Source organism: Deinococcus sp. AB2017081 (assembly GCF_034440735.1).
GTDB lineage: Bacteria > Deinococcota > Deinococci > Deinococcales > Deinococcaceae > Deinococcus > Deinococcus rufus.
Map to the genome: position 1 here is coordinate 1812407 of NZ_CP140098.1, position 21844 is coordinate 1834250.

General features: G+C 70.7%; 17 protein-coding genes and 1 tRNA gene. 9 read left to right on the plus strand and 9 right to left on the minus strand.

The window, feature by feature from the left end; genetic code table 11:
- The first annotated feature begins 23 nt into the window (after nucleotides 1-23).
- Nucleotides 24-623, plus strand: a complete 600-nt coding sequence (gene rdgB, locus U2P90_RS08800) for an RdgB/HAM1 family non-canonical purine NTP pyrophosphatase (protein WP_322474680.1) — start codon at nucleotides 24-26, stop codon at nucleotides 621-623.
- A gap of 444 nt (nucleotides 624-1067) precedes the next feature.
- Here rdgB and U2P90_RS08805 read toward each other — a convergent pair whose 3' ends face one another.
- Nucleotides 1068-1514: a SufE family protein gene (locus U2P90_RS08805; RefSeq protein WP_322474681.1), complete on the minus strand. Its 447-nt coding sequence runs from the start codon at nucleotides 1512-1514 to the stop codon at nucleotides 1068-1070.
- A gap of 139 nt (nucleotides 1515-1653) precedes the next feature.
- Here U2P90_RS08805 and U2P90_RS08810 point away from each other — a divergent pair, with 139 nt between their 5' ends.
- On the plus strand, nucleotides 1654-2517 hold the full coding sequence (locus U2P90_RS08810) for a sulfurtransferase (RefSeq protein WP_322474625.1): 864 nt from the start codon (nucleotides 1654-1656) through the stop codon (nucleotides 2515-2517).
- 66 nt (nucleotides 2518-2583) lie between these two features.
- On the opposite strand, the gene U2P90_RS08815 is transcribed toward U2P90_RS08810, so the two are convergent.
- Genes U2P90_RS08815 through U2P90_RS08825 form a run of 3 tightly spaced genes read right to left on the minus strand, consistent with a single transcriptional unit; the run spans nucleotide 2584 to nucleotide 6435 of the window.
- Nucleotides 2584-3645 carry a Gfo/Idh/MocA family protein gene (locus tag U2P90_RS08815; protein ID WP_322474626.1) on the minus strand — a complete coding sequence of 354 codons (1062 nt, stop codon included), beginning with the start codon at nucleotides 3643-3645 and terminating at the stop codon, nucleotides 2584-2586.
- On the minus strand, nucleotides 3642-5102 hold the full coding sequence (locus U2P90_RS08820; RefSeq protein ID WP_322474627.1) for a glycoside hydrolase family 13 protein: 1461 nt from the start codon (nucleotides 5100-5102) through the stop codon (nucleotides 3642-3644). The genes U2P90_RS08815 and U2P90_RS08820 overlap by 4 nt, the downstream gene beginning before the upstream one ends.
- A gap of 28 nt (nucleotides 5103-5130) precedes the next feature.
- Nucleotides 5131-6435, minus strand: a complete 1305-nt coding sequence (locus U2P90_RS08825) for a CCA tRNA nucleotidyltransferase (protein ID WP_322474628.1) — start codon at nucleotides 6433-6435, stop codon at nucleotides 5131-5133.
- A gap of 95 nt (nucleotides 6436-6530) precedes the next feature.
- On the opposite strand from U2P90_RS08825, the gene U2P90_RS08830 reads away from it, so the two are divergent.
- Nucleotides 6531-6605, plus strand: a tRNA-Ala gene (locus U2P90_RS08830).
- Between the two features lie 257 nt (nucleotides 6606-6862).
- Here the strand turns inward: U2P90_RS08830 and U2P90_RS08835 are convergent.
- Complete coding sequence (locus tag U2P90_RS08835; RefSeq protein ID WP_322474629.1) at nucleotides 6863-7501, minus strand: DUF2726 domain-containing protein; 639 nt, start codon at nucleotides 7499-7501, stop codon at nucleotides 6863-6865.
- A 228-nt stretch (nucleotides 7502-7729) separates the two neighbouring features.
- Between U2P90_RS08835 and U2P90_RS08840 the strand changes: the two genes are divergently transcribed.
- The 4 genes from U2P90_RS08840 to U2P90_RS08855 all read left to right on the plus strand — a co-directional run bounded on the left by U2P90_RS08840 (nucleotide 7730) and on the right by U2P90_RS08855 (nucleotide 12756).
- On the plus strand, nucleotides 7730-9850 hold the full coding sequence (locus U2P90_RS08840) for a putative bifunctional diguanylate cyclase/phosphodiesterase (protein ID WP_322474630.1): 2121 nt from the start codon (nucleotides 7730-7732) through the stop codon (nucleotides 9848-9850).
- A gap of 149 nt (nucleotides 9851-9999) precedes the next feature.
- Nucleotides 10000-11097 carry a sensor domain-containing diguanylate cyclase gene (locus U2P90_RS08845; RefSeq protein ID WP_322474631.1) on the plus strand — a complete coding sequence of 366 codons (1098 nt, stop codon included), beginning with the start codon at nucleotides 10000-10002 and terminating at the stop codon, nucleotides 11095-11097.
- 296 nt (nucleotides 11098-11393) lie between these two features.
- On the plus strand, nucleotides 11394-12230 hold the full coding sequence (locus U2P90_RS08850) for a cache domain-containing protein (RefSeq protein WP_322474632.1): 837 nt from the start codon (nucleotides 11394-11396) through the stop codon (nucleotides 12228-12230).
- A 148-nt stretch (nucleotides 12231-12378) separates the two neighbouring features.
- Nucleotides 12379-12756: a sensor histidine kinase gene (locus tag U2P90_RS08855; RefSeq protein WP_322474633.1), complete on the plus strand. Its 378-nt coding sequence runs from the start codon at nucleotides 12379-12381 to the stop codon at nucleotides 12754-12756.
- Between the two features lie 124 nt (nucleotides 12757-12880).
- Here U2P90_RS08855 and U2P90_RS08860 read toward each other — a convergent pair whose 3' ends face one another.
- From U2P90_RS08860 to U2P90_RS08870, 3 genes are all read right to left on the minus strand, one after another.
- Nucleotides 12881-13063 carry a hypothetical protein gene (locus U2P90_RS08860; protein WP_322474634.1) on the minus strand — a complete coding sequence of 61 codons (183 nt, stop codon included), beginning with the start codon at nucleotides 13061-13063 and terminating at the stop codon, nucleotides 12881-12883.
- A gap of 141 nt (nucleotides 13064-13204) precedes the next feature.
- A complete protein-coding gene (locus U2P90_RS08865) occupies nucleotides 13205-13546 on the minus strand; it encodes a hypothetical protein (RefSeq protein WP_322474635.1) in 342 nt (113 codons plus the stop codon).
- Between the two features lie 140 nt (nucleotides 13547-13686).
- On the minus strand, nucleotides 13687-15075 hold the full coding sequence (locus U2P90_RS08870) for a LamG-like jellyroll fold domain-containing protein (protein ID WP_322474636.1): 1389 nt from the start codon (nucleotides 15073-15075) through the stop codon (nucleotides 13687-13689).
- Nucleotides 15076-15264: 189 nt separating this feature from the next.
- Between U2P90_RS08870 and U2P90_RS08875 the strand changes: the two genes are divergently transcribed.
- The gene (locus U2P90_RS08875) at nucleotides 15265-15537 is read left to right on the plus strand and encodes a hypothetical protein (protein ID WP_295821296.1); all 273 of its coding nucleotides are present in this window, start codon (nucleotides 15265-15267) and stop codon (nucleotides 15535-15537) included.
- A 227-nt stretch (nucleotides 15538-15764) separates the two neighbouring features.
- Complete coding sequence (locus U2P90_RS08880; RefSeq protein ID WP_322474637.1) at nucleotides 15765-18917, plus strand: ExeM/NucH family extracellular endonuclease; 3153 nt, start codon at nucleotides 15765-15767, stop codon at nucleotides 18915-18917.
- A gap of 106 nt (nucleotides 18918-19023) precedes the next feature.
- Here U2P90_RS08880 and U2P90_RS08885 read toward each other — a convergent pair whose 3' ends face one another.
- Nucleotides 19024-21843 carry a hypothetical protein gene (locus tag U2P90_RS08885; RefSeq protein WP_322474638.1) on the minus strand — a complete coding sequence of 940 codons (2820 nt, stop codon included), beginning with the start codon at nucleotides 21841-21843 and terminating at the stop codon, nucleotides 19024-19026.
- Nucleotide 21844 lies beyond the last annotated feature (1 nt).

A 21844-nucleotide genomic window follows, 5' to 3' on the forward strand; every position in this document is an offset into this window, starting at 1 on the left:
TGACGAGTGACGCAGCAGCGGGCATGACGGTGGTCGTGGCGACCGGAAACGCCGGAAAGATCCGCGAGATCGAGGAGGCGCTGGGCGGCCTGAACTGGACGCTCCAGAGCCTGGGGGACGTGCCCCTGCCCCCGGAGACCGGCGCGACCTACGAGGACAACGCCGCACTGAAGGCCTGCGCGGCGGCCCTCGTGACCCGGCTGCCCGCCCTGGCCGACGACAGCGGCCTGGAGGTCGAGGCCCTGGGCGGCGAGCCCGGCGTGTATTCCGCCCGCTACGGGGGCGTGGGCAGCGACGTGGAGCGCAACGTGCTGATCCTTGAGCGCCTGCGCCGTGAGACCAACCGCCGCGCGAAATTCGTGTCGGTCGTGATCCTCGCGTATCCCGACGGCCATCTGGAGACCTACCGGGGCGAGCTGCACGGCACCCTGCTCGAAGGCCCACGCGGCGAGAACGGCTTCGGCTACGACCCCCTGTTCGTCCCCGACGGCGACACCCGCACCCTGGCCGAGATGACGGTGGCCGAGAAACGCGCGATCAGCCACCGGGGCCGGGCACTCGCCGCCCTGATGGACGCGCACCGCAGTGGGCCGCCCCCCCGCCAGACCAGCACCGTCGAATAGGGGAGGGCAGCTGGGCCGCACGCCCACGCGCCTGACCCCGGTTGGATGGGGCGCGCTGGCACTGGGCCTTCCCCTCCACCTGTCGGTTCTGTGGCTGCTGCTCTACGGCGGATACATCGGCAACGCTGTTGCCGTGCTGGATGGCCCCTCGCCGGACACCCTGGAGCACCAGGCCCGAGCGGCTGGCGTCCTGACCCCCTGCGAGGCCGCCGTCCGTGCCCTGGGCCAGATACCCGTGCCGGTGCTCCTGCCCCCGCTGGACGGCACTTCTTTCGTGATGGGGAGATTCATGAGCGTTATTGACGCTGAATACGGCGGGAAGGACTGGACGCTCGCCGTGCCCGTCAAGGAACCGGCGTCGCCCGTTTGTCCTGTGACGGCAGAAGGGCACGTCACCACTTCTGTACGGTGACGTGCCCCAGAGCTATCAGCCCTCTGCGCCCTTTAGCCGGCCGCGTGCTCCCGGACGTCGCTCTTGAGGCGCTTGAGGATCGCGCCCATGCCGCGCAGGCGCATCGGCGTGATCAGTTCGGTCAGGCCCATGTTCAGGTAGAAGTCGTCCGGGACGTTCAGGATCGTCTCGGGGCTCTCGCCGTCCAGCGCCTCGTGGAGGATGCCCGCGTAGCCGCGCACGGTGGGCGCTTCCTCGGGCACCTTGAAGTGCAGCTTCACGCCGCCGCCGTCCTGCTCGGTGACCAGGAAGAAGGGGCTGGTGCACTCGGGCACCGGCTGCATGAATTCCGGGTGCTCCACGTACTTCTCGGGCAGGGCGGGAAGTTTCTTGCTGTATTCCAGCAGGGCCTGGAGCCGCAGGGGCTTGGGCGCACTCTTGAACAGGCTCACGATGCTCTGGAGTTTGTCCGGCAGGGCGGGGGTGCTGGCGTCGGTCATGGCGCCACTGTACCCGCCGCGCCACGCGGGGAAGGTGCCACCTGTCCAGTTGAGCAGTTTTGTCAATTACTTCTCCATGCGGGTAGAATCCGGAGCGGCAGCAGGTAACCAGCAGCATTCCCAAGGAGGAAGAATCACCATGGACTACGCGAAAGACGTGCTCGTGAACACCGACTGGGTCGAACAGAACCTGAACACGGACGGCATCCGCCTGATCGAGGTCGACGAGGACATCCTGCTGTACGACACCGGCCACGCGCCGGGCGCCGTGAAGGTCGACTGGCAGCAGGACTTCTGGCACCCCGTCGAGCGCGACTTCATCGGCCCGGACGAGGTCAGTGCGCTGCTCGGCAAGCTGGGGATCAAGGAGACCGACACCATCGTCCTGTACGGCGACAAGAGCAACTGGTGGGCCAGCTACGCGTACTGGTTCCTGTCGTACAGCGGCGTGAAGAACCCGCTGAAGCTGATGAACGGTGGCCGCCAGAAGTGGATCGCCGAGGGCCGCCCCACGACCACTGACGCGCCCAGCGTGACCGCCACGACCTACCCCGCCCTGCGCCGCGACGACAGCCTGCGGGCCTACCGCGACGAGGTCAAGGCCCACCTCCAGAGCGTCAGCGCCGGCAGCGGTGCCCTGGTCGATGTCCGCAGCCCCGACGAGTTCAGCGGCAAGGTCACGCACATGCCCACCTACCCGCAGGAAGGCGTGCTGCGCGGCGGCCACATTCCCGGCGCACGCAGCATTCCCTGGGCGAAGGCCACCAACGAGGACGGCACCTTCAAGTCGGCCGACGAACTGAGCGCCCTGTACGGGGGCGAGGGTGTCACGGCCGACAAGGACGTCATCGCGTACTGCCGCATCGCGGAGCGCAGTTCGCATACGTGGTTTGTGCTGCGCGAACTGCTGGGCTACCCCAAGGTGCGCAACTACGACGGCTCGTGGACGGAGTGGGGCAACGCCGTGGGCATGCCCATCGAGAAGACCTACCGCGAAGACTGATCCCCGGTCAGGGAAGCGGGATGGAGGGCACGTGCCTTCCATCCCGCTCCTGCGTTCAGGGATGTCCTACCACGTCACGCTGACTTTCTGCCCGCTCTCGGCGCTCTCTATGGCGGCGAGCACCATGGCAAGGCTCTTGATGTTGTCGCTGGCGACGGTCTCCGCCGTGCCGCCCTCGCGCAGCACCCGCACCGCGTCTCGGATCAGGCCCTCGTGGCCGCCGGTGCGGGCATCTGGGGCAAGCGGGGGCAGTTCCATCTCCTCGAACTCTGAGAAGAAGCCGCCGGTGCCCGTGACCACCGCCGCCCGTGGGTGGTCGCCACCGTCCCAGCGCACCGTGCCGCGTGTGCCGGTGATCCGCCAGTCGGATTCCCAGGTCGTGGGGAAGCCCTCGGCGCACCACGAGCCCCGGTACGTGAACACCACGCCGCCGGTCATCTCGAAGGTCGCCACGGCGTTGGCTCCGTGCGCGTACCACGAGCCCGCCGGGTTCCACTCGTGGCACGTCACGCTCACGGGATCCTGGCCACAGATCAGCCGGGCAGCGTCGAAGGTGTGGATCGCCATGTCGAGCAGGAGCACGTGCTCCATGGTGTCCCGGAAGCCCCCGAAGTGCGGCCCGAGGAAGAAGTCGGCGTGCACGCCGGTCACGGCGCCCATGCGGCCCCCCTCCACGAAGGCCCGTACCCGCCGGATGTTCGGGTCGTAGCGCCGGTTCTGGATGACGGCGTGGAACAGCCCGGCGTGCTGCCCGGCCTGCACCATGTCCTGTGCCCGCTCCAGCGTGTCGGCCAGGGGCTTCTCGCCCAGGACGCCCACTCCGTGGGAGAAGGCGGTCAGGGCGGTGGCATGGTGCGCGTCCGGAATGGTGCAGTCGAAGACCAGATCCGGCCGGGTGGCGGCCAGTACTGCGTCCAGATCCGTTCCGGTCTGTGCGTGCAGCAACTCAAATTCGCTCTGCCGGGCCAGGGCCGCGCCCTCGTTCAGATCGACCAGGCCGACCACCTCCAGCCCGGGCACGGTCGCGGCAGCCCGCAGCCACGCGGCGCTCATGCCGCCACAGCCGACCAGGACGGCGCGAACCGGACGGTCAGCGGGCACGCGGGGGGACAGGGGCCGGGCGGTCACTCCGGAATCAGCACGCGGGCGCTCCGGGCCTCCACCGGCACGGTCTGGCACGGGCACAGCTCGAAGACCTCGCCGGTCAGGGCGTCGCGGTAGTGGGCCTTGGTCACGCCGGGCAGGGGCAGATCGGCGTGCTGGTGGCCGGCATTCATGGCGATCACGGCCTGGCTGTCTCCATTCTCGCGGGCATACACCAGCGTCTCGCTCTGTGCGTGCAGCACGCGGAAGTCGCCGCTGCGCAGGGCGGGCGTGGCGTGGCGGGCCGCTGTCAGGGCGCGGGTCAGGGCCAGGGTGTCCTGATTCCACGAGGCCTCATCCCACGGGAAGGCGCGCCGGCAGTCGGGATCGGGGCCGCCGGGCAGACCGATCTCGTCGCCGTAGTAGATGCACGGGGCACCCACGTAGGTCATCAGGAAGGTCAGGGCCAGCCGGTACGCCGTGTGGTCGCCACCGACCGCCGTGAGGTACCGCGCCGTGTCGTGCGAGTCGAGCAGGTTCAGCTGGGCCCGCACGATGTCCGGGTGGTACATGGCGCTGACCTCGGCCATGCGGTGGGCGAAGGCGGCGGCGTCCATGGCGTCCACGCGCCCGGTGCCGCTGCGCTCGTTCATGGGGTGATCCAGCGTGTGGGCCCCGAAGAACGCCAGACACGGCCGCGTGAAGTGGTAGTTCATGACGGCGTCGAACTGGTCGCCCGCCAGCCAGCGGTGCGCGTCGCCCCAGATCTCTCCGACGATGTACGCCTCGGGGTTGATCGCCTTGACGCGCCGCCGGAACTCCTGCCAGAAGCTGTCGTCGTCGATCTCGTTGGGCACGTCCAGCCGCCACCCGTCGATGCCCTGGCGCATCCAGTACTCGGCCACGTCCCACAGGAAGTCGCGCACCGCCGGATTGTTGGTGTTGAACTTCGGCAGGGCGCGGTTGCCCCACCATGCCGCGTAGTTCGCGGGGCGCGAATCGTCGTAGGCGATCAGGGGCCAGCCGTCCACGTGGAACCAGTCGCGGTACGCGCTCGCCTCGCCCTGTTCCAGCAGGTCGTTGAACTGGAAGAAGCCCCGGCTGGCATGGTTGAACACGCCGTCCAGCACGACCTTCAGGCCCCGTGCGTGCGCCGCGTCGATCAGGGCCCGCAGGGCGTCGTTGCCGCCGAGCATGGGATCGACGTTGTAATAGTCGTGGGTGTGGTAGCGGTGGTTGCTGGCCGACTGGAACACCGGACAGAAATAGATGGCGGTCACGCCCAGGCTGGCGATGTGGTCGAGCTTCTCGATCACTCCCCACAGGTCGCCGCCCATGTACCGGTGGAAATGCGGCGCATCTCCCCACGGCTGGAGGTTCAGGCCCGTGACCCGGCCACTGCGGGCGAAACGGTCGGGAAAGATCTGGTAGAACACGGCGTCCTGCACCCATGCGGGTGTGATGGGGCGGGCGTCCTGGGGCTGGGCGGGCGTGGGCGTCATTGCGCGCCAGCATAGCCTGAACACGCTTTCAGTGGCCTGACCGGCCCGCCCAGTTGTGCAGGAAAGTTCGCGCGTCGTCCGGGGTCGCCACCTCGCCCAGGGCGCGGGCTTCGGCCAGGGCCCGCACCGCCTCGCCCACACGGGGGCCGGGACTTAGATTCAGCAGCGTCATGATCGCCTGCCCATCCAGCAGCGGGGCCGGCGCGGTGGGCTGCTCCTCCAGCGCCTCCAGGACGCGGTTCATGGCGCGGGCATAGGCGTGGCGGGAGGCGGGTGAACTGCTCGGCCCCCGCGCCGCCTCGCGGTCGGCCAGCATGACGCTCAGCAGATCGGGCAGCAGCGCCCGGCGGCGGTGGACGAAGCGTTTTGCCTCGCGCTCGCCGGCCGGCAGCGGCAGCATATGCGCGCCCACCAGCGCCGAGGCGTGCGCCACGTCGCCCTGCGGCAGTTTCAGGCGGGTCAGGATCTGGGCGGTCAGGGCCGCGCCGACCTTGTCATGGCCGTGGAACGACGTCCGCCCGGTGTCCGGGTCGCGGGCCAGCGTGCGGGGCTTGCCCACGTCGTGCAGCAGCGTGGCCCAGCGCAGGGGCAGCGGCGCCTCCGGCTGCCGCGCCAGCAGCTGGTGCAGCGCCTCGATGCCGTGGTGGAAGACATCGAGGTGGTGGAATCCGCCCTGGGTGAGGCCCAGGCCCTCGCGCAGCTCCGGCACGGTCAGGGCCAGCAGGCCCAGCGCCTCCAGGCGCAGCACGCCCCGCGCCGCGTCCGGGTGCCCCAGCAGGCTCTGCATCTCGTCCCGTACCCGTTCCCACGCCGGAGCCGGCAGCGTCCCGGCTGCGAGGTCATGGGCGACCTGCTGTACGGCCGCCTCCGTCGCCGCGTCCATGCGGAAGCCCAGCGTGACCTCGAAGCGCGCCGCCCGCCATGCCCGCAGCGGATCGGCCCGCAGGTTCGCCGCCGAGACCATCCGCAGCCGCCGGCCCCGCAGGTCACGCTGGCCCCCGGTCGGATCGATCACCGTCCCTGTGGCCGTCAGGGCCAGGGCATTCACCGTGAAGTCCCGTCGCTGCAGATCGGTGTCCACGTCGGGCGGCAGCGGTACGAAGTCGTGCTGGATGCCGTCCGGGGCAACGACGCGCCAGTAGCCCCGTTCGGTGTCCAGGGGGAAGACCGCCCCGCCCAGGGCATCGGCCCGCTGCCGCGCCGCGTGCTCGGGGGCGGCCACGGCCCAGTCGAAATCCTTCGCGTCCCGGCCGCGCAGCCAGTCCCGCGCCGCGCCGCCCACGAGCAGGCCACCGGGCGGGAAGTCGGGGAGGGGCGGGCGGCGACGGAACATGCCGTCATGCTAGCGGCCGTGCGTATCCACCGACTGCGCCACCTCGCCTAAGCCTTGTCACCGGGCCGCGCACCTGCTACAGTGCGCGGCGCTGAGGGGGCTTAGCTCAGCGGGAGAGCATCCGCTTTGCAAGCGGAGGGTCTGGGGTTCGAATCCCCAAGCCTCCACCACAGAAAACCGCGCTGTGTAGCGCGGTTTCTTGTTGTATGTCCGTTCCCCGGTGCGCTGGGCCTCGCTTCCGACGGCCACGGTGCCAAGCCAGGGAGGCTGGCACCGGATGCCGGCATGCTTCCCGGCCGAGGGGCGCGTGCCGACCGACTGCGTCCTCGACGTCTGCGGTTCGTCGACGACCGCGCGGCGCTCGCGGCCCTGTCCACTGACACCGCCGGTGGCGTCCGGTGCTTTCCCTGGCCGGCCTGGACTGCCCTCACCCCGCGGAGGGGCGGTGGGGGTGGGATGCCAGCGCCGCGTGGATACGGTCGGGTGTCCACGCCTGCCCCGGCACGGCCTGGATCAGCCGCAGCCCGGCACTCGCGCACGCGGCCGTCAGCACGGCGTCGCTCGGAGAACCCGGCGCCGCGCTCGCGTCGATGGCCAGCACGGGGGTGCCCGCCGGAAGCACCACGACCACGTAGTCCACCCGCTGCGCCTGCAGCTGTCCGGACGTGACCTGGCCGTAGCGGGGACGGTGGGTGGTCACCAGAAACAGGTCGTCCAGCCGGACGTTCCGGAAGACCCGGTAGCCGGTGCCCAGGCTCTGCTCGAGCCCGGTCAGGAAGGCCTGCTCGTCTCCCGACAGGACGCACTGCCGCAGGCGCACGGGCAGGGAATCCAGGACTGGCGGGGGCACGCTGATGCTGGCCAGGGGGCGTCCTGGAGGCAGCGGAACCTCGCGGGGGGTGGGGCGGGCGCGGCGGTGGCCTGCTCTGGGCCGGACTCGGCCGCCCGGCCCCACGGTCGGCGGCAGGAGGGCCGGTCGGCGCCAGCCCCGGCGCACGCGGCGCCATGTGATCACGAATCCGAACACGAGCACGGCGAGCAGCAGGAGGGACGTGGGGAGATCCATTCCGCGTCAGTGGACTCCTGCGGGCGTTAACGTGAGTTCCTCCCCCGCCGGGGGTGTGCGTGGCGCGTGGGAGAGGCGGGCGGCGCCGCCCCGCTGCCGGGATCCGGCACCCGACTCCATCCCACCGCGGTGGAGTGTCCGTCACGCGCCCGTCTGTGGGGGCCACCGTGCAGGACGGGGTCGGTGTGTAATCCCCCTGTCAGGAACGGCGCCCTAGGCTGGAACATCATGGGATTCTCACGGAGTGAGCCTCTGGAGCCGCACGCCGCTCATGACGTCACGGCCGTCGCCTTCGATCTCACGGCTGCCCTGATCGTCGTGCTCGACCGAACCGGGCGCATCCGGCGGTTCAACGCTGCGTGCGAGCGCCTGACCGGGTTTCGCGAGGCCGATGTCCTGGGGCAGGTGCTGTGGCCGCTCGTGCTGGACGCACCTGAAGCGGCCCGTGCCATCGCCGCCTACGCGGCCATGACGCCCAGCAGCCCGATCGGCCGGTACCGGAACTACTGGGTGAACACCCTCGGCGAACGGCGGTACATCAGCTGGGATACCACCCATCTGCTGGGCCCCGACGGCGAGATCGATCTCGTGGTGGCCACCGGCCTGGACGTGACCCAGGAACGCCAGAATCGCCTGGAGCGCGAGGAAAGTGAACAGCGCTTCCGGACTCTGTTCGAGCGCTCTGCCGACGGGGTCGTCCTGATCGATCCGCACGACCCCGACGTTCCGTGGCGGATTGTGGACTGCAACGCCGCGTTCGCCCGCATGAACGGGTACCGCAGGGACGACCTCATCGGCTGCCCCCTGGATCTCCTGCACGAGGATGACCTGATGGCCAGGGAGGGCAGCCGGCTCCTCGAGTGGATCCGCACCCAGGGTGACGACGCGCATGGGGAGGGGAGCCACCGCCGCCGGGACGGTTCGGTGTTTCCCATCGAGAGCAGTTCCAGCGTGTTCACCCTGGGCGAGCGGGAGTATGTGCTCGGGATCGACCGGGACATCAGTGAGCGCAAACACGCCGAGGCGCAGCTCCAGACCCTGAACGCCCGCCTGGCCCACGAGGCCCACCATGATGCCCTCACCGGACTGCCCAACCGCGTGATGCTGATGGATCGGCTCGGCCGGGAACTGGCGCGTGCCCAGCGGGCGGGCCATCATCTGGCGGTGATGTTCGTGGACATCGACGACTTCAAGCGCGTCAACGACTCCCTCGGGCACGCGGTCGGTGACTCCCTGCTGAAGGAGGTGGCCGCCCGGCTGACCCGGGTCATGCGGCCCAGCGACCTGGTCGCCCGGGTGGGCGGCGACGAGTTCGTGATCGTCGTCCCGGATCTGCACAACGTCCACCACGCCGCGCGTGTGGCCCACCGCATACAGGAGACGTTCCTGGCCCCCATCAGTGTGAGCGGGCTGTCCGTCACCGTGAGCTGCAGCGTCGGGATCAGCGTGTGCCCGCAGGACGGCAACGGCGTGGACGACCTGCTCCAGCATGCGGACCTGGCGATGTTCGAGATCAAGAAACACGGCAAGAATGCCGTGCGGTTCTTCGCGAGCACCATGAATGCCGCGGCCCACGAGCGGTTGCGCCTGGAAACGCGGCTGCGCGCTGCGATCCTGGACGACACCCTGAGCCTGCAGTACCAGCCCCAGGTGGATGCGCTCAGCGGACAGCTGGTGGGCCTGGAAGCCCTGGCCCGCTGGACGGATGTCGAACTGGGGGTCGTCAGTCCAGGGGAATTCATTCCCGTGGCGGAGGACACCGGATTGATCGTGCCCCTGGGCGCGTGGGTGCTGGACGAGGCGTGCCGGCAGGCGGCGGAGTGGAACCTTACCGTGCCCATCGCGGTGAACGTGTCCTCGGCACAGCTGATGCGCACCGACTTCCTGGAGACCGTGCGGGACGCCCTGCGCCGGCACGGTCTGCCCCCCGAGCGGCTGAAGCTGGAGTTGACGGAGCGGCTTGCGGTTCAGAATTCCGTGTTGGCCGTCCAGCAGCTTGCCCGCCTGAACGCGCTGGGCGTCCTGCTGTCGCTGGATGATTTTGGAGCGGGCCAGTCGGCCGTCGTGTCCCTGATGACCCTGCCCCTGCAGGAAGTGAAACTGGACCGGAGCGTGTTGGCGGGCGTGACCGCGCAGCCGGAGACCTGGGATGTGCTGAGCGCGCTGCTGGCCCTGGCCCGGGGCCTGAAGCTCTCCGCCGTGGTGGAGGGGGTGGAGACGGAGGCGCAGCTGGCAGTCCTCCGGGCGCTGGGCTGCCGCACCGTGCAGGGCTACCTGACCGGCCGGCCCGAACGGCCCGAGGCGCTGGATCCGTGGCTGCGCGGCACCCGCGCGTCAGCGCGTCCCTGAGCACCGCCCACCCGCAACCGTGTCCGGGCGCACGCTGCAGCGCCCTCTGACCCCCGGGATCATCCGGAGTCCGGGCGGGCCCCGATGCTGTGACACCTCTGTCAGGTCGGGCGAACCACACTCAGGGCACTCACTTCCCGGGAGGCCTCTTGCTCCAAACGCTGTTTCTCAACCTCTGCGTCGTCGTCGCGTGCGGCTTCGTGCTCGGGTTCACCTACCGTGCGTGGCCGGTCGAGACGCGCGGCCGCTGGTACGCGCTGCGCGTTGCCGTCCTGGCCATCTCTGCCGTTCTGCTCATGCAGTTCCCGGCCACGATCGCGCCTGGCATCATCGCCGATCTGCGCGCCGTCCCGCTGGTGTTCGCCGTCCTGAACGGCGGCCCGGTCGCCGGGATCGCGGTGGCGGGCGCGTCGGTCGGCTTCCGCGCGTTGCTGGGGGGCACGGGCGTCCCGGTCATGGTCATCAGCACCCTCGGCATGCTGCTGGTCGGGCTGGCCGTGCGGCGGTGGGAGGTCAAGCAGGGTGTCCGCACGCCGTGGCCGGGCCGCCTGCTCCTCAGCGTGATCACCCTGCTGCCCAACGGGATGCCGCTGCTGCTGCTCCCCGGGGGATCTGCCCTGTTTGCGCAGGCCTACCTGCCGGTGCTGCTCTTCAGCGCGGTGGGCTGCGCTGTCCTGAAGGCCGTCGTGGGTACCCGTCTCACCCTGCTGCGCCTGCTGAACACCCTGCAGGGGGAAGCGCTGCTCGATCCGCTGACCGGCATCGCCAACCGCCGGCAGTTCGACCGCGACCTCATCCACCTGCAGGCGGACGACGCGCTGCTCATGGTGGATGTCGACCACTTCAAGGAGTTCAACGACACGCACGGGCATGCCCTGGGCGACGCCGCCCTGCACGAGGTGGCCCGGCGGCTGGGGGAGACCCTGCGCCGGGGGGACCGCGCGTACCGGTACGGTGGTGAGGAGTTCGCCGTGATCCTGCGCGGCGTCGGGAACGCGAACGTGCGTGCGGTGGCAGAGCGGCTGCGGCTGGGCGTCCATCGCGAGGCGCTGCAGTGCGTGCCGGTGTGCGTGAGCGTCAGTGTGGGGGCGGCCATCACGGGTCAGGGCGCGGTCGGGTGGGTCGTGCAGCAGGCCGACGACGCGCTGTACATGGCCAAGGCACAGGGACGCAACCGGGTCGTGGTGAGCGGTGACCCGACCGTCCCCGCCCCGGTGCCCGAATCCCGCCACTGGGTGCCGGTCTAGGATCTGCCCGCCACACCGCCGGGATGAGGCGGCGCGGACGTGTCCGGGTGGGCGCGTGGACGTGTCCGGGTGGGCGCGCGGACGTGTCCGGGCCAGGACGCCGCAGCAGGGGGACGATGGAGCACGGTATGGAACGGAACCCGGTGTGCCGAGCGCACACGCCGGAGCCCGGCGCCGTGGGCTCCCTTGATGGGTGACACGCGCAGCGGAACTTGCCTTCATGAATCGTCGCCGGCACCGTGCCGGTGTGATGTTTCCGGGCGTGCCGGGTGGGCGGGGCCGCTCCTCTGACAGGCGTGCCGCCACGTGCAGATCCCGGGGCCAGGGTCGCACCGACGCTGGCACACCGGCTGGCCCTGACCTTCGCTGGCCTGGCCGCGCTGGAGGCTGTGACGCTGCTGGCCGTGATCCTCCCGGCCGAGACCGCCCAGGACGAGGCACAGGTGCAGCAGACCCTGACCGAGGTGGCGGCGGTGGCGGCCCACTCACTCGACCGCACCATGGAGGAGCGGTACCGCGACGTGCTGCTGGCGCGCTCGCTGGGTGAACTGCACAGAGGCACGCCGGCGCAGCAGCGGCGTCTGCTGGGACACATACAGCGCGACAGCCCGGAACTGGCGTGGGTGGGTGTGACCGATGCTGCGAGCATCGTGCGTGCGGTAACCGGCGGCCTGCTGGAGGGCGCGGATGTGGCGGGCCGGCCGTGCTTCCGCCAGGGCCGCACCGGGCCGTCGGTCGGCGACGTGCATCACGCGCTGCTCCTGTCGGCCATGTTGCCGCGTTCCGCCACGGGTGAACCGCTGCGGTTCGTGGACATCAGTGCTCCGGTGGTCGACGCGGCGGGCCGGCGGCGGGGCGTGGTGGGGGCACGCCTGAGCTGGGAATGGGCGCAGGGCGTCAAGGCCGCTGCCCTGGATCTGGCGGGCCGGGGCCGGTCGGTGGAGATGCTGATCCTGAACCGGGAGGGCGTGGTGCTGTACGGCCCCGACGGCGTGGTCGGTTCCGTCCTGCCCGGAACCGAGGAGGTGCGCCGCGCCGGTTCCGGAACGCGGTGCGGGCCCCCATCCGGCATGTCACGGGCTACGCGGCGGTGCTGCGCCGGGGGCTGGCCCAGGGCGACACGGCGAAGGTAGAGCGGGCGGCGGCCCAGATGGACGCCATGACGAACGCCCTGCTGGAGTTCGCCCGCACGGCCCAGGAACCCCTGATCCGGCGCGAGGTGGAGGTCTCGGCGCTGGTTGCCGCGGCGCGGGAGCGGCTCACCCCGGTGAGCACCGCGACGTGCAGTGGGAGATCGGGGCGCTGCCAACGGTGCTCGGCGACGGGGCCCTGCTGCAGCAGGTGATGACCAACCTGCGGTCGAACGCGCTGAAGTATTCCCGTCGTCGGCGTGTGGCGGTCATCCGGGTGACCTCGCGCATGACCGCCGCCGAGTGGAGGATCGAGGTGCAGGACAATGGCGCGGGTTTCAATCCTCAGCACGCCGGGCGGCTGTTCGGACTGTTCCAGCAGCTGCACCGCACCACGGTATTCGAGGGCACCGGCGTGGGACTGGCAACCGTCCGGCGGGTGATCCTCCGGCACGGCGGCCGAGTGTGGGCCGCCGGTCAATCCGCAGAGGGCGCGACCTTCGGCTTTGGCCTGCCCCGTGCGGAGTAGCTGGAAAGCGGCGGTGCCGCACGCCGGTACGGGCGCCGCCCCAGCCACAGGAGGGCGTGGGCGGGTGGCATGCCCGGTCACCGGCATCCTGTCCGGGACGGAGGGGGAGGTCAGCCGGCGCCAGTTACAGGGACGCGGCGACGAACAGCACGATGGCGATCGTGAGCAGCAGGAACCAGAACCACAGTGGGAAGGACGGCTGGTGCGGCTGCGCGTGACCGGGGTAGACCTGTGGGGCGGCGCCCCGCAGCCGGGCTCGGGCCACCGTGCCGGTGCTGGAACTTAATGTTGTCGCATGTCTGCCCATACTGGAATCCTCCCGGTGCTGCCTGTTTCGAGGTGAAGGAAGCTTAAAGCCAGGGGGCCTGTCAGAGCTGTGTAATTCCCGTCGTCCGCGTGGTCGGGGGCATGACCCCCCCCGGCGGCCGGCGTGTGGCGCAGGCCCGGGTCACGCGTGCTGCTCCAGCAGCCCCAGCAGGGCAGCGGCCAAGTTGTAGACGGGCGGACGTCCCTTCTCGGAGCACGTGTACTGCCGGTCGCTCACCTGGGCGCGGGCATGGTGGTCTGCAGACGCCAGCTGCCAGGCCCAGCCACGCCGCTCGGCCTCCTCACGCAGGCCGTATTCCAGGTGACGTTCGCCGTGCAGCCACCAGCCGGTGGACGGGCCCGCCTGATACACGGGAATCCACGCACCGGCGGTGTAGACGCTGTAGACATTCACACTGCCCTGCTGCTCCCGGCGGATGCTGGAGGGCAGAAGCGCGCTCAGCGCCGTCAGCAACTCGTTCATGGGTGTCGCCACCGTAGCACCGGGATGAACACCCTTTTGGCGCAGGTGCGCATCCTCGACAGGGAGCGGCGTGCTCATGAACAGACGCTCAGGGCGGGACTCATCGCAGCGGCGATCACGCTCTGACTACCCGGATCTGGTCAGGGTTTCGGGTAGCGGTCGAGGGTGGACAGCGCCGCGATCTCGTACGGTTCCAGCGCCCGGTCGTACACGCGCAGGTCGTCCACATCCCCGGCAAAGGGCCGGTCACCGGCACCCGAGGTCGTGCCGCCCTGGGCCTCGGCGACCGTCCACGGGCGGCTGGTGCTCAGGACATAGGCGCCGGCTGCCGTGGCCTCGGCGACGCGCCGGGCGGGGGTGGCCCGGTCGGTGGCGTTGTCCTTGCGGTACAGCTGCAGCGTGGTCTGGGCCGGCGTCCCCGCGATCTCGATCCGTGCCACGTACTGGGTCCAGACATTGGAGGGCGTGGCGGCGGGATCGGTTGCACGCAGGGGGGTGCCGCCGCCGGGCGCGGCCAGGGTCGCACTGACCCGGCCGTCGGTGCCCAGGGTCAGGCTGAACGCGCCGCCCTCCTGCCCGGTCAGCCACCCGCCCTGGCCGGCCCGGGCGGCATTCGGGTTGATCCACAGATCCACGGTGAAGTCTTCCGGCAGCGGGATGGCCAGGGTATCGGCCCCGCCCGCCACACCCACCGTGCAGGCGCTGGCCGTGTTGAACCGTTCGGCCTGGTTCGCCACGCCGTACCGGTCGGTTACCGGGGTGAAGCAGCCGCTGCCGGTGTAGACGCCGGTGCGGCGCTTGCCACTCAGCTCGCGGGGCGTACTCTGTCCGTCGAAGACCACGTGCGCCTGCGAATTCGTGCCGAAGTGGGTGACCTGGAGACGGCGGGCATCGGTGACCATTCGGCCAGCACTGTCGGTCGCGGTGATGGTGACCGTGTCCGTGCCGCTGGTCGAGTAGGTGTGGGTCGCCGTGAAGGCGCTGGAGGTGCCCGCGCTGGACGTGCTGCCCGCGTCTCCCCAGTCCACCGTGACGCCCTGGATGGTGCCGCTGCGGGCGGTGGCCGTGCCGCTGACCGTGACCTGTTCTGGCGTGCCCACGATGCCGTTCACGACGGTCACACCGTCGATGGTCGGCGCGGTGGGATCGGCCGCCGCCGTCGTGACGGCCACATCGGCGCTGTACGGGCTGGTGCCGGCGGCGGTCGTGGCGCTCACGTGGTACGTGTAGGTGGTGCTGGCCCCCAGGCCGGTGTCCGTGACGGTGGTGGCCGTGGGGCTGGGCAGGGTCACGGGGACGTAGGGCGATGTGCCGGTGCGCCGCTCCAGCGTGTACCCGGTCGCGTCGGCCACCGGCGTCCACGTCACGGTGACGCTGGTGGCCGACGCGGGGGTCGCGGTCAGGCCTGTGGGGGCGGCGGGCCCGCCTGGGGTTGTCGATCCGGAACCGCCGCAGCTGCCCAGCAGACCAGCGGTCAGCAGGGCAAGCAGGGCAGTGCGGGCGGGCCGGATGGCGCGGTGATCGGTCATGGTGTCCCCTGTGAATGTGAGTGGTGGGCCGCAGTGACGGTGCGAAGCAGGGTCTGAGGCTAGAGCCGCCCACTGCACAGTGGATAGGGGCTCGGTGAAGATGATGTGCGGGCCGGGGGGTGGCACGTGTCGGTGCCGCGCGGGCCACCGGACGTGACAGATCCATAACTTCAGAGATAGAATTCTGTTATGAGCGAAACGCCCCTGGCTCCCCTGGTGCTGCTGCACGTCCCGGCCGGACATGAGGTCGATCCCCAGGCCCTCGACGATCTGAAGGCACACGCGGCGGCGCACTACGGCGCATCCGTCCTCGTCAATCCCCGCCTGCAGCCCCGGAGCGATCACCGTCCCCTGCTCCTGGGCCACTGGGGGCGCACCCTGCCCGGCCAGGTGCTGGCCGATCTGGAACCCCTGATCGCGCGGGTGTTCTTCAACCTCGACTGGCTGGCCGACGTCATCTGACGGCCCGGGGTGCGTGCCGTCTGGTCACGAGGACGAATCCAGAGCATGGCAGATGAACTCCGTGAGCAGGTGGCGAGGTCGGCGTCAGGCGCATGGGCACGGCACATTCCCAGTGGTGTCCGGAAACCTGGGACGCTGTGGTGTCCTGGAATGTGTGACAGATAATCCCCTGATGAAGCCGTGACCTTATGGTAGGCCGGTACCTACCCCCACCCCCAAGGAGAGTCATGCGCCCATCCCTGCTCGTCGTCCTGTCCTGCACCCTGCTTGTCGCCGCGTGCGGCAGCACCCCTGCCACCCAGACCACGCAGACCCCCGACATGATTGCCCAGGCGAACAAGGTCGCCGTCCTGAGCGTTGCCGTCGCGCCCGAGGTCAAGTACGTCCAGGCCGTACTGACCCCTAAAAAGGGCGGCACGGCCCAGACCCTGACCGCTGCCCCGGCGGACGGCACGGCGATCTTCCAGGTCAGCGGCGTGAGCGCGGCCGAGTACGTGGCCGTGGTCAGCGCCTACGACGACGCCGACCGCGCCGTCATGCTGTACGACGGCACCGGCACGGTCGCCCTGAAGGCCGGCCGCGCCACGGCGTTCCCTGCCCTGAACCGCGTGACCGCCACCGTCATCGTGAACGCGACGCCCACGCTGGAGGTCACGGCCACGTACAGCGCGACCCTGGGCAGCGCCACCCAGCCCATGACCGTCACGGACGGCGTGGCCCGCACGACCTTCGCCACTGTCCCCACCGCCCGTGGCCTCACCGTGACCGTGACCGGCACCACCGCGGACGGTCAGACCAGCCAGAGCGGCAGCGCGACCTTCAACCTGACCAAGGGGGGAAGCACCGTGCCCGTGACCCTGGCCGCCCAGGCCATCTGTGCCGCCGCCATCCTGACGCCGATCTCGGCCGTGCAGGGCAGCGGCGCGGCCAGCCCGCTCGCCGGGCAGAGCGTGACCGTGCGTGGCACGGTCACCGCCGACTACCAGAACGGCCTGAGCGGCTTCATGCTGCAGGACGCCGGCGACGGCAACGATGCCACCAGCGACGGCGTGTTCGTGTATACCGGCACCACACCACAGACCGTGGCGGTGGGCGACACCGTGCAGCTCACCGCGAACGTCAAGGAATTCGGCACGGCGCCGAACACCCTGACCGAGCTCGACGCGGTCACCGGCTTCAGCAAGTGCGGCACTGCGCTGGTCGTGAAGCCGGTGCAGATCAGCGCACCGTTCAACGATCTGGAACGCTTCGAGGGCATGCTGGTCACGTACCCCGGCACCCTGACCATCACCGACAACTTCCCGTACGGGCGGTACGGCGAACTGGGCCTCAGCGCTACGGGGCGCCAGTTCAATCCCACCAACGGCAACAGCGCCACCCTGCCGGGTACGGCGGAACTGCTCGCCAACCGCATCGTGCTCGACGACGGCCGGGCCAACCAGAACCCGAACCCGCTGGCCTACGTCAGTGGCGCGAACACCCGCCGCACCGGCGACACCGTGACCGGCCTGACCGGCACGCTGCACTACGCCAACGGGGCCTTCAAGGTCGAACCGGTCGGCACGGTGCCCTTCGTGGAGGCCAACCCGCAGCCCGCCGCGCCGAAGGCCGTGGGCGGCACCCTGACGGTCGCGGGCGCGAACGTCCTGAACTACTTCACGACCTTCGGCGGCGCGAACGACCGTGGCGCGAACAGCGCCCTGGAATTCCAGCGGCAGAAGACCAAGGTCGTGAACGCCCTGAAGGGCCTGGACGCCGACATCGTCACCCTGATGGAAGTCCAGAACAACGGCGACACCGCCCTGAACGATCTCGTGGCGGGCCTGAACACGGCCTACGGCAGCGAGACCTACCGCGCCATCCAGACCGGCGTGATCGGCACCGACGCGATCAAGGTCGCCATCATCTACAAGCCGGCCCGCGTGACCCCATTCGGCTCGTACGTGACCGACACGAACAGCGTGTACTCGCGCCCGCCGCTGGCGCAGACCTTCCAGAAGACCGGTGGCGGCACGCTGACCGTGATCGCCAACCACTTCAAGAGCAAGGGCAGCTGCCCCAGCAGCGGCGACGTGGACACCGGCCAGGGCTGCTGGAACCAGCTGCGCGTGCAGCAGGCCCAGGCCGTCACCGCCTTCGCCGAGCGCCTGAAGGCCCGCGTGAACGACCAGGACGTCCTGATCATGGGTGACCTGAACTCGTACGGCGCGGAGGATCCCATCACGGCGATCGTCGGGGCCGGCTACGAGAGCCTGAACACGCGCATCCCGGCAGAAGACCGCTACTCGTACCAGTTCGGCGGCCTGTTCGGGTACCTCGACCACGCGCTGTCCAGCTCGGCCCTGAGCGCCCAGGTCACGGGCATCACCGAGTGGCACATCAACTCGGACGAGCCCACCGTCGCGGACTACAACGTCGAGTTCAAGGCCACGGCCGGCTGCACCACGTCGTGCAACGGGGCCGATCTGTACAACCCCGCCACCCCCTTCCGTGCCAGCGACCACGATCCTGTGCTCGTCGGGCTGAACCTCGCGCCGGACAGCCCCACCGATCCCACCGAACCGCTGGGCGTCACGGCGACCGGCAGCAGCGCGGCCACCACGAACCAGCCCTACACCCTGAACGTGACCACCACCGGCACGCCCGACAGCGTGACTGTGAACTGGGGAGACGGCACGACCGGCCCTGTGACCGCCAGCCCGGTCACCCATACCTACACGACGACCGGCAGCTTCACGATCACCGTGACCGCCACGCGCGGCGCGCAGACCCAGACGGCCACGCAGGCCGTGACGGTCAGTGCCGCGCCCACCGGCGTGGGCAGACTGGTGATCAGCCAGGTGTATGGCGGGGGCGGGAATTCCGGGGCTCCCTACCGCAACGATTTCATCGAACTGTTCAACGCGGGCAGCGCGCCCGTGAACCTGGGCGGGTACTCGGTGCAGTACAACAGCGCCGCCGGCACGAGCGCGTATCAGGTCACGCCGCTGACCGCCGTGACGCTGAACCCCGGCCAGTACTACCTCGTGCAGCAGGCGGCGGGAGCGAGCACCACGGCCGCGCCGCTGCCCACCCCGGACGCCACGGGCACCATCACCATGGGCGGCACGGCCGGCAAGGTGGCGCTGGTCAACGGTACGGCGGCCCTGGCCGCCACCGACACGCCCAGCAGCACCGCCAGCATCGTGGACTTCGTGGGCTTCGGCACGACGGCCACCACGTACGAAGGCACCGCCCCGGCGCCGGCCCCCTCGAACACCACCGCCGACCTGCGCGCCGGGAACGGCTGCACGGACACCAACCAGAACGCGGCGGACTTCGCCACGGGCGCCCCCGCGCCCCGCACCACGGCGAGTGCACTGAACGTCTGCGCGCCCTGAACCGGCCGGCTTCGCGGCACCCGACAGCGCTGCCCCCGAAGTGAAGGCGTGCCCCACCACCTGGTGGGGCACGCCTCGTTGCGGTGCTGACCGGTGGCCGCGCCGCTCAGGGAACGGTGGTGTCGAAGCACACCTGCTGCGTCTGGGCCGCGCCGAGCTGCGTCAGGGTCACGGTGATGGTGCGGACGCTCACGCTGCCGCCGTCCGTGTCGGCGGCGCTGTCGGTCAGGGCGGCGCCCTGGAGGGTGAGCGTGCCGGGCGTGTACACCGCCGCGCCGGTCAGGGTGTCGGTGACGGTGACGGTCGTGATGGGGTCGGCGGCGGGGTTCGTGACGTTCAGGCAGTACCGCAGGGTGTCGCCCGGGCGGGCCTCGACACTGGTGGCGACCACGTGGTCGGCCACGGTGAGGTTCTCGACGGTCTTGGTGATGGTGGCGGCCGGACTGACGGTGGTGGTGTCGGTGACGGCGGCGCTGTCCTGCACGCTGCTGCCGTGCCACGCCACGGCCGCGGTGACCAGGGCCGCCTCGGTGGTGCCGGCCGCGGTGCCGGCGGGCACGCTGACCTGCACCTCCAGCGCGCAGGCTTTCAGGTGCCCGGCGGCGTCGCGGGGCCACGCGCCGTCCACGGTGACGGTGCTGACCGGGGTGTGCTCGGCGGCGCTGACCGTGCCGTCGCAGTCGGTGTCCAGGTGGTACTCGCCGGGGAACGCGCCGGTCTTGGCGAGGGTGATGGTGCCGGTCGTGCCGGGGGCCAGGGTGTGCACGTACCGCACGGTGCCGGGGGCGATGGTGCGGCCGCTCTGGTCGGCGCTCAGGGCGGGGCGGTCCGTCAGGCCGAGCTGCACGGTGCGGGTCTGTCCGGCGGGATCCGGCAGGGATGCGGGGCGCAGGCCGGTGGCGAGGACGTCGGTGGCGAGGGTGGTGGCGGCGCCCACGGTCACGCCGGTGACGGTCTCGGGCCCGGTGAAGGTCACGGTCACGCCGGTCCACGTGGACGGCACATAGGCCGTGAAGGTGCCGTCCGCGGCGGTCGTCGTGGTGCGCGTGCCCAGGCTGCCGCTCACGGTGACGGCGCGGCTGCCCACGCGGTACTCGCTGCCCTGCGCCTGCCCGTCGTGGGCGACGGCGCTGCCGTACCCGTCGTCGAGGAACACCACGCCCGTGATCCGGTCGCCGGGGAACAGCCCGAACGACGGGTCGGCGACGGTGGTGGTGCCGGCGGCGACCGTCACGCTGACGGTGCCGCTCTGCGGGCCGGTGAAGACGTACCCGGCGGGGGCGGCGGCGGACGTGGCGGTGCCCGCCGTGGCGACGAGCACGCTGCGGGTGCCCTCCGGGACGGTGAGGGTGACGGTGCCGGGCCCGCTGCCGACGGTACTGGTGTCCTTCACGCTGCCGGACTGCGTGACGTTCACGCTCACAGCCGGGCCGTCCCACGTCTCGGCCGGGCCGGGAGTGCCGTCGGGTTCCGTGTCGCGGTACACGCGCGCCGTGACCTGGCACGCGTTGTTCACGCCGTGGATGGTGAACACGGCCTCCCCGATCCCGACGCCCAGCAGGCGCAGCACCTGGTCGACCGTGGCCTTCAGGACGGCTTCCAGGGTGGGCTGCAGCACGGTGCCGACCGTGGTCTTGACCGGCTGGAGCAGCGAGCTGATCAGGGTGGTCAGGGACGACTGCAGCAGCGCCGGGATCGTCTGACCCCCCTTGAGGGTCAGCGTGAGGTTCAGGTTCGTGACCAGCGTGCCGACCAGCGTGGCGACCGCGGCGCTGGAACTGCCGACCGTCACGGCCTGCGGGTACGGCCCGCCGGTGGCCACGCTGGCGAGCGGGTACGTGCCGTCCGCGAGACTGCGGGCGTTCACGTCGAGGTACACGGTGCCGAATCCGGCCAGGGAGGTGGTGACCTCCGCGATCTTCGCGGGGTTCGGCAGGGGCATGCTGGTGCCCATATCGCGGCTGCGGTCGAAGAACACGCTGTCGCTGAGCTGGCCGATGCCCAGGCGGGCCAGACCGGGCGTGCCGTTCAGGGTCAGGGCGCGCGTCACGGCGTTCACCAGGGCCAGCGTGCCGTCGGCCCGCGCGACCTCCAGGTAGGCGCTGACGGTCGTGAAGCGCATGGTGGCGGACGTGCCCGTCACGCCGACGTTCACGCCGCTGAGGTCGATGTCGAGTTTCACGCGCACGGCGGCCGTGTGGAAGGTGCTGCCCTGCGGGCCGCACAGGTAGATGGGCGGCTCCACGATCTGCACGAACAGCTGGACGGTGGGGGTGGCGGTGTTCACGCCCAGGCCCAGTCCGCTGAGATCCACGCTCACGCCGCTCAGGGTGATGGGCGTGCCGCCGGTCGTCACGGCGTTGGTGCGGTTGAACAGCTGCGCGCCGCCCGTCACGAGGTTCAGGGCATTGATGCGGGCGTCTGCGAAGGCCCCGGTCGGGAAGTCGAACTTCAGCAGGTCGCCGAGCGCGATGGTGCCGCTCAGACCGCCCACCTGCGCCTTCAGGACACGCAGGGCGCCCGCGCCGGCCGTGTTGCCGTCCGCCTCGGCCGCCTGCGCGGCGGCCTCCAGGATCTTCGCGACCGTGAGCAGCGACGTGAGCGCCGAGTCCACGCTGGCCACGCCGGCCTGCACCTTCAGGGCGCCCAGGAAGGCGTCCAGGCGCAGATCCGTGGTTGCCACGGCGTTCCAGTCGAGTACGCTCAGGGTGAGGTTCCCGCCCAGCAGGCCGCCGAGCAGCGGGTTCAGGATGGCGCTCTGCGCGGAGTCCACGCTCACGAGGCGCGGCCCGGCGCTCACGCACGCGACCGCCGCGCACGAGCCCGCGCGGGCCGGCGCCGACCACGCCAGCAGGGCGAGCAGCGTGGCGAGCACGGCGGCCAGCGTCCGGCCGGGCCGCAGGGAGCGGTGAATCGGACCACGCATG